Annotated in this window: 6 protein-coding genes and 2 pseudogenes; 4 read left to right on the top strand and 4 right to left on the bottom strand. The window is 66.5% G+C overall.

Annotated elements, in window-relative coordinates; genetic code table 11:
- Positions 1-155 precede the first annotated feature (155 nt).
- Together ACLP25_RS17360 and ACLP25_RS17355 are read right to left on the bottom strand one after the other, a co-directional pair.
- Positions 156-1,319: an acyl-CoA dehydrogenase family protein gene (locus ACLP25_RS17360; protein ID WP_442470426.1), complete on the bottom strand. Its 1,164-nt coding sequence runs from the start codon at positions 1,317-1,319 to the stop codon at positions 156-158.
- 51 nt (positions 1,320-1,370) lie between these two features.
- Positions 1,371-2,000: a TetR/AcrR family transcriptional regulator gene (locus ACLP25_RS17355; protein ID WP_442470425.1), complete on the bottom strand. Its 630-nt coding sequence runs from the start codon at positions 1,998-2,000 to the stop codon at positions 1,371-1,373.
- A gap of 90 nt (positions 2,001-2,090) precedes the next feature.
- Here ACLP25_RS17355 and ACLP25_RS17350 point away from each other — a divergent pair, with 90 nt between their 5' ends.
- From ACLP25_RS17350 to ACLP25_RS17335, 4 genes and pseudogenes are all read left to right on the top strand, one after another.
- Positions 2,091-3,275, top strand: coding sequence for a lipid-transfer protein (locus ACLP25_RS17350; protein WP_442470424.1), 1,185 nt, complete (start codon positions 2,091-2,093; stop codon positions 3,273-3,275).
- Positions 3,276-3,282: 7 nt separating this feature from the next.
- A complete protein-coding gene (locus ACLP25_RS17345) occupies positions 3,283-3,726 on the top strand; it encodes a MaoC family dehydratase N-terminal domain-containing protein (RefSeq protein WP_442470423.1) in 444 nt (147 codons plus the stop codon).
- Positions 3,727-3,736: 10 nt separating this feature from the next.
- The gene (locus ACLP25_RS17340; protein ID WP_442470422.1) at positions 3,737-4,150 is read left to right on the top strand and encodes a MaoC/PaaZ C-terminal domain-containing protein; all 414 of its coding nucleotides are present in this window, start codon (positions 3,737-3,739) and stop codon (positions 4,148-4,150) included.
- Between the two features lie 16 nt (positions 4,151-4,166).
- Positions 4,167-4,993: pseudogene (locus ACLP25_RS17335) on the top strand (SDR family NAD(P)-dependent oxidoreductase).
- Positions 4,994-5,005: 12 nt separating this feature from the next.
- Here ACLP25_RS17335 and ACLP25_RS17330 read toward each other — a convergent pair.
- Positions 5,006-6,460, bottom strand: a complete 1,455-nt coding sequence (locus tag ACLP25_RS17330; RefSeq protein WP_442470421.1) for an MDR family MFS transporter — start codon at positions 6,458-6,460, stop codon at positions 5,006-5,008.
- A 65-nt stretch (positions 6,461-6,525) separates the two neighbouring features.
- A pseudogene (locus tag ACLP25_RS17325) lies at positions 6,526-6,758 on the bottom strand (hypothetical protein); the annotation flags it as partial.

Below are 6,758 nucleotides of genomic sequence, written 5' to 3'. Positions count from 1 at the left end.
GCGGCAAAGGCGGCGGTGAGATCGGCGAGCATCGTGCCGCCGAGCGCGTTCATTTTCTCGGGATTGTTGAGCGTGATGAGCGCGATTGCGCCGCGCCGCTCATAGATGGTCATCGCCACTTGCGCTCTCTTCCCTTTTTCGGCCGGCGCACGGCGCTAAAGCGTGCGCGCGATCAACACTTTCATGATCTCGTTGGCGCCGCCGTAGATGCGCTGGACCCGGCTGTCGCGAAACATGCGCGCGATCGGATATTCGTTCATGTAGCCGTAACCGCCGAAGAGCTGCAGGCACGTGTCCACGATCTTGTTCTCGAGTTCCGACACCCAGTATTTCGCCATCGACGCGGTCGCCGCGTCGAGTTTGCCCTCGAGATGCAGGCCGATCAGCCGGTCCACGAAGACCCGCGCGACCGTCGCCTCGGTCTTGCACTCGGCCAGCCTGAACTGGGTGTTCTGGAAGTCGATCAGCCGCTGGCCGAAGGCCTTGCGCTCCTTGACGTACGCGATCGTGTCGTCGAGCGCCTGCTCGATGACCGCCACGCCGCCGATCCCGATCGTCAGACGCTCCTGCGGCAGCTGTTGCATCAGCTGCACGAAGCCCAAGCCCTCTTGCGCGCCCAGCAGATTCGATGTCGGAACGCGGACGTCGTCGAAGAAGAGCTCGGAGGTGTCCTGCGCCTCCATGCCGACCTTGTCGAGATTGCGCCCGCGCTTGAAGCCGGGGGCGTCCGCGGTCTCGACGACAATCAGCGACGTTCCCTTGGCGCCCTTGGCCGGATCGGTCTTGGCGACCACGATGACGAGATCGGCGAGCTGTCCGTTGCTGATGAAGGTCTTCTGGCCGTTGACGACATACTGGTTGCCGTCGAGCCGGGCGGTTGTCCTGACGCCCTGAAGGTCGGAGCCGGCGCCCGGCTCGGTCATCGCGATCGCGCCGATGAATTCGCCGGAGGCCATTTTCGGAATCCAGCGCCGCTTCTGCTGCTCCGAGCCATAGTGCAGGATGTAGGGCGCAACGATCGCGTTGTGCAGCGCGGCTGCGAACCCGCTGACTTGCCGCCGTGCGATCGCCTCCATCAGCACAACCTCGTGGCGGAAGTCGCCGCCGGGTCCGCCGTATTCTTCCGGAACGGCGAGGCACAGGAGCCCCGCTTCGCCCGCCTCGCGCCAAAACGACCGCTCGACGATTCCGTCTCGCCGCCAGGACTCGACGCGCTCGGGCGGCGCGTGCTCGTCGAAGAATTTTTCCACCGACCTCGCGAAGATGACGATCTCGTCCTCCCGCAGGAATTCGGCCCGGTCGATATCGAGCGCCGCCATCATGCTCCTCCCTGGGACGCGACGGTCTCGCGCGTCCGCTGTTCATGCGGATCAGGCCGCCAATCCCTCCGTCAGCCGCACCGCGAATTCCTCGGCGATGGCCTCGGCGGAAAGCCGCCCGCCCGGTTTATACCAGTCGGCGATCCCGTTCAGCGCGCCGGCGACCGCGAACGCGGCGAGCCTTGCGTCGCAGGAGCGGATCGATCCGTCCTCGATCCCGCGCTCGATTTCTCGGCGGAAGGCCAGATCGTAACGCCGCTTCGAGCGTCTGACCGCGGTGCGCGCCTCGTCGCCAAGTTCCCGGTCGTCGAGCCTCGCGAAGCACATGCCGAAGTCCGTGGTCATCGACCAGGCGTAGGCGCGGATCAACGCCTTCAGTTTCTCGAGCCCATTGCCGGCTTCGCCTGCGATACGGCCGAAGCGCTCCTCGTATTGCTCGTCGCCGAGACGGAAGAGTTCGGAAAGAATCTCGTCCTTGCTGCGGAAATAATTGTAGAGCGCGGGCTTGGTGATGTTGAGCCGCTCGGCGATCCTGGCGAGCGGCGTGCGGTGATAGCCTTCCTCGAGAAACAGCCTGACCGCCATGCGCAGCACAGCCTCGCGCTTCTCGTCGCGCAAGCGCCGGCGGTCCTCGAACGGCGTCCAGGGCGGATCCTCGACAATCAGTCTGGCTGCAGTCATGCCCGCGCGCGTCTTTCTTGACAGGCCTTGCCGCACCATATATGACCGAAGGGTCATATAATGTCTAGCCGGTAAAATACGGAGGAGACGATGGCGTCCAAGGTGATCGTCGCGGGCGTCGGCATGATCCCGTTCGCCAAGCCCGGCGCGAGCGCGCCGTATCACGAGATGGGCGCCGAGGCCGGGAAGCGCGCCCTCGCAGACGCCGGCGTGTCCTATGACGCCATCGAGCAGGCCTATGTCGGCTACGTCTACGGCGACTCCACCTCGGGCCAACGGGCGCTCTATCGCTTGGGGCTGACCGGCGTCCCGATCATAAACGTCAACAACAACTGCTCGACCGGTTCGACGGCGCTCTTTCTCGCCCGCCAGGCGGTGGCGTCCGGCGCCGCCGATTGCGTGCTCGCGCTCGGGTTCGAGCAGATGAAGCCGGGCGCACTGGGGTCGGTGTACACAGACCGACCGAGCGCCTTCGAAGACTTCGACGCCCTCGCCGACGAACTTATCGATGCGCCCGGCATTCCCCTCGCACTGCGCTACTTCGGCGGCGCCGGCCTCGCGCACATGAAGAAATACGGGACGAAGCTTGACGCCTTCGCCAAGGTCCGCGCCAAGGCGAGCCGCCATGCCAAGGCCAATCCGCTGGCGATCTTCCGCAAAGAGGTCAGCGTCGACGACGTCATGAACGACACGGCGATCTGGCCCGGCGTGATGACCCGCCTCATGGCCTGTCCGCCGACCTGCGGCGGCGCGGCGGCGGTACTGGTTTCGGAGAGCTTCGCCAAAGAGCATGGCCTCAACGCCGACGTCGCGATCAAGACCCAGGCGATGACAACCGACACACCCTCCACCTTCGAAACGCGCGACATGATGCGGCTCGTCGGCTACGACATGGCGAAGGCGGCGGCGAACACAGTCTACAAGCAGTCCGGGATCGGCCCCACGGAGATCAAGGTCGTCGAGTTGCACGACTGCTTCGCCCACAACGAACTGATCACTTACGAGGCGCTGGGACTCTGCCCAGAGGGCGGCGCGCAGGACTTCATCGACGCCGGCGACAACACCTTTGGGGGACGGGTGGTGACCAACCCGTCGGGCGGCCTTCTGAGCAAGGGCCATCCGCTCGGCGCGACCGGGCTCGCTCAATGCTACGAGCTGACCCGCCAGTTGCGCGGGACCGCCGGCCCGACCCAGGTCGAGGGGGTGCGCCACGCGCTTCAGCACAATCTCGGCCTCGGCGGCGCCTGCGTCGTGACCCTGTACGAGCGGACGTGAGGGCGAAATGGTCGACGCCTCCGCCATCGGAATGAGGTTCCGGCCAACGCACGCCCGCGTCGAGCCGGGCCGGTTCCGGTTCTTTCTCGAGACGCTCGGCGAGACGAACCCGGTCTATCGCGACGCGGAAGCCGCGAAGGCGGCCGGCTTCGCCGGCCAGCCGATTCCGCCGACGTACCTGTTCTGCCTGGAGATGATCGACAACGACGAGCGGTTCGCGATCCTCGAGGCGCTCAAGGTCGACATCGCCCGCATCCTGCATGGCGAGCAGAAGTTCGTCTATCGCGCGCAAGTTTATGTCGACGACGAGCTGACCTTCGCTTCCAGCGTCACCGCTGTGCAGCAGAAGAAGGGCGGCGCACTGACGATGATTGACGTGACGACCCGCGTGACCAACCAGCGCGGAGAGCCGGTCGCAGACTGTGTCCGCGTCGTCGTCGTCCGCAATTAGGGGTTTTCTCATGACCGTCCGGCTCGATGATGCGAAGGTTGGCGACGCGGTCGTCGCCAAGTCGTTTCCCGCCATCACCCGCGCCAAGCTCGCCCTCTACGCAGGGGCGTCCGGCGATCACAACCCGATCCACATCGACAGCGATTTCGCCAAGAAGGCCGGCTTCCCCGACGTTTTCTCCCACGGCATGCTGGTCATGGGCCTGCTCGGCCAGGCCGTGACCGACGCCGTGTCGCCGGATCGGCTGCGCGCCTTCTCGACCCGTTTTGTCGCCATCACCCAACTCGGCGCGGCGATCGCCTGCGAAGGGACGGTCGCGGAACTCTTCGAGGCGGACGGCGAGCGCCGCGCCCGGCTCGCGCTCACCGCCCGGGACGAGACTGGCGACGTCAAGCTCGCCGGCGAAGCGATCGTCGCGCTGTGATCTTTGGGGAGGCCTGATGAGCAACTTGGAAGGAAAAGTCGCGCTCGTTTCCGGCTCGGGCCGGGCCATCGGCCGGGCGATCCCGCTGAAGCTCGCCCAGCATGGCGCTAAGCTGGCGGTCAACGACCTCGATTCCGGTCCGGGCGACGCGGTCGCCGCCGAAATCAAAGCCGCGGGCGGCGAGGCGGTCGCCGTCAACGGCGACGTGACCAAGCCGGGCTTCGCGGAACGCTTCGTGGGCGCGGCGACCGACACGCTCGGCGGCCTCGACATCATCGTCAACAACGCCGGCTATACCTGGGACTCGACCATCCAGAAGATGAACGACGAGCAGTTCCAGGCAATGCTCGACGTGCATCTCGTCGCGCCATTCCGCATCTTGCGCGCCGCCGCCGAGCCGATCCGGATCTTCGCCAAGCAGGAGGCGGCGGAAGGGCGCGAGGTGTTTCGGAAGGTCGTCAACATCTCCTCGCTCGCCGGTCTCTACGGCAACCCCGGTCAGGTCAGCTACTCGGCGGCCAAGGCTGCGGTCGTCGGCGTCACCCGCACGCTGTGCAAGGAGTGGGGACGCTACAAGGTCAACGTCAATTGCGTCGCCTTCGGGCTGATCCAGACCCGGCTGACCCAGGCGATCGAGGAGATGCAGGCGACGATCGATATCGCCGGCCGCGAAATCAAGGTCGGCGTCCGCCTCGTCTCCTGCAGGCGATGGATCGCCTCATCCCGCTCGGCCGCGCGGGCACGCCCGAGGAGGCGGCGGACGCGGTTTATCTCTTCTGCACGCCGGAATCGAACTACATCAGCGGCCAGGTCGTGACGGTCGGCGGCGGCCTCTTGATGTGATCCGACTGCCGCTCATTCAGCAGGCGCGCGCCGCGCCGCGAACTTGACCTTCGGCACCAGCGCCGCCGTCGCCGCGACCAGAAGCGCGACGACGAACATCGAGACGAAGGTCACGCGCAGCGAGCCGTCGAGCGCGGCCTTCAGAATGCCGTTCGCCGCCGCCCCGCCTTCGAGCAGCTTCCGAAGCTGCTCGGAGGTGACCGCGCCGAGCCCCGCGTGCATGAGGCCGAAGTTGAGCACGGCGCCGAACACGGTCGCGCCGAACGTGCTGCCGAGCGTCCGGGCGAAGAGATAGGCGGCGGTGACGCTGCCGCGCTCGGACCAATCGACGATCTCCTGGATCAGCACGATCGACGCGCTGCTCGACAGCCCCATGCCGAAACCGACGACCGCGGAGCCGAGTCCCGCGACGACGGGCGGCGTCTCCGCCTGAAGAAAGACGAAGGCGAGCGCGCCGAGCGGGACCAGCGCCGAGCCTCCCCGCAGCACGCTGCGCACGCTGAACCGCTTCCACAGGCGCGGCGACAGCGTCGCGCCGAGCGGCCAGCCCATCACCATCGCCGACAGGGCGAAGCCCGCCGTCAGAGGCGGCCGGCCCATCACCCCCTGCACGAACACCGGCAGGAACGTGGTCAGGCCGATCATCACCATGCCGGCAAAAAGCGACGAGGCGTTGACCGCCGCAATCGGCCGGCGCCCCCAGAGGTCGAGCGAGATCATCGGCTCCGGCGAGCGGCGCTCCTGGACGACGAAACCCGCGACCGCCGCGACCGCGATCGCTGCAATGATCGCGATCTCGGTCCAGCCGGCGGTCGAAAAGGCGGTCATGAGGGCCATGATCGCGGCAATGGCGACGGTGAACACGCCCGCGCTCAAATGGTCGATCGTCCCGCGAGCCTCCGACTTCTTTTCGTGCAGGTAGAACCAGTAGCCCGCCGAGGCGACGATCCCAATCGGCAGGTTCATCCAAAAAATCCACGCCCACGACCAGCGCTGGATGATGAGCGAGCCGACAAGCGGACCGAGAATGGCGGAAATGGCCCATACGCTTGCGAGCCAGCCCTGGATCTTTCCGCGCTCGTGAACCGAATAGAGGTCGCCGACGATCGTCATCGCCACCGGCTGCACCGCGCCCGCGCCCACGCCCTGCGCGAGGCGGAAGACGATCAGCGACGGCATCGACCAGGCGAAGCCGCACAGCAGCGAGCCGAAGAGGAAGATCGCGATGCCGGAAAGCATGACGACCTTGCGGCCCCTGAGGTCGGAGAGTTTGCCGAACACGACGGTCGTCGCGGTCTGGGTCAGCAGGAAGGCGGCGAACACCCAGCTGTAGAGCGAGAGCCTGCCGAGCTCCGCCGCGATCTGCGGCATGGCCGTCGAGACAATGGTCGCCTCTATGGCGATCATGAAATTCGACGCCATCACGGCGGCAAGGACGAGCGGGCGATGGGTCGTGAGGGCGGGCATGCCGGCTACATAGGGGGCTGCCGCCTGACATGCCAGTCACGATTCAGCGAAGGAGCGGCGACCGGCTACGGCCGCGTCTCGGCGTCCGTCGCCCGCAGCAAGCGATCCGTGAGCGCCTCTCGCGCCGTCCCAGCGAGCGGCGCGTCGATCTCCAGCGCGAGCACCGCGCCCTCAGGCCCGCCGAGTTCGGCGAGGATCGCGGTGTAATAACCCATTCCGCACCCGAGATGGAGGACGCGCTCGCCCCGGCCGACCTTCACTTTGTCGAGAAGAAAAGCCCACAGGCTGGGCTGGCCGT

Origin of the sequence: Roseiarcus sp. (assembly GCF_052145395.1) — a bacterium.
In the GTDB taxonomy this organism is placed as follows: domain Bacteria; phylum Pseudomonadota; class Alphaproteobacteria; order Rhizobiales; family Beijerinckiaceae; genus Roseiarcus.
This window is presented reverse-complemented; position numbering and strand designations above follow the sequence as displayed.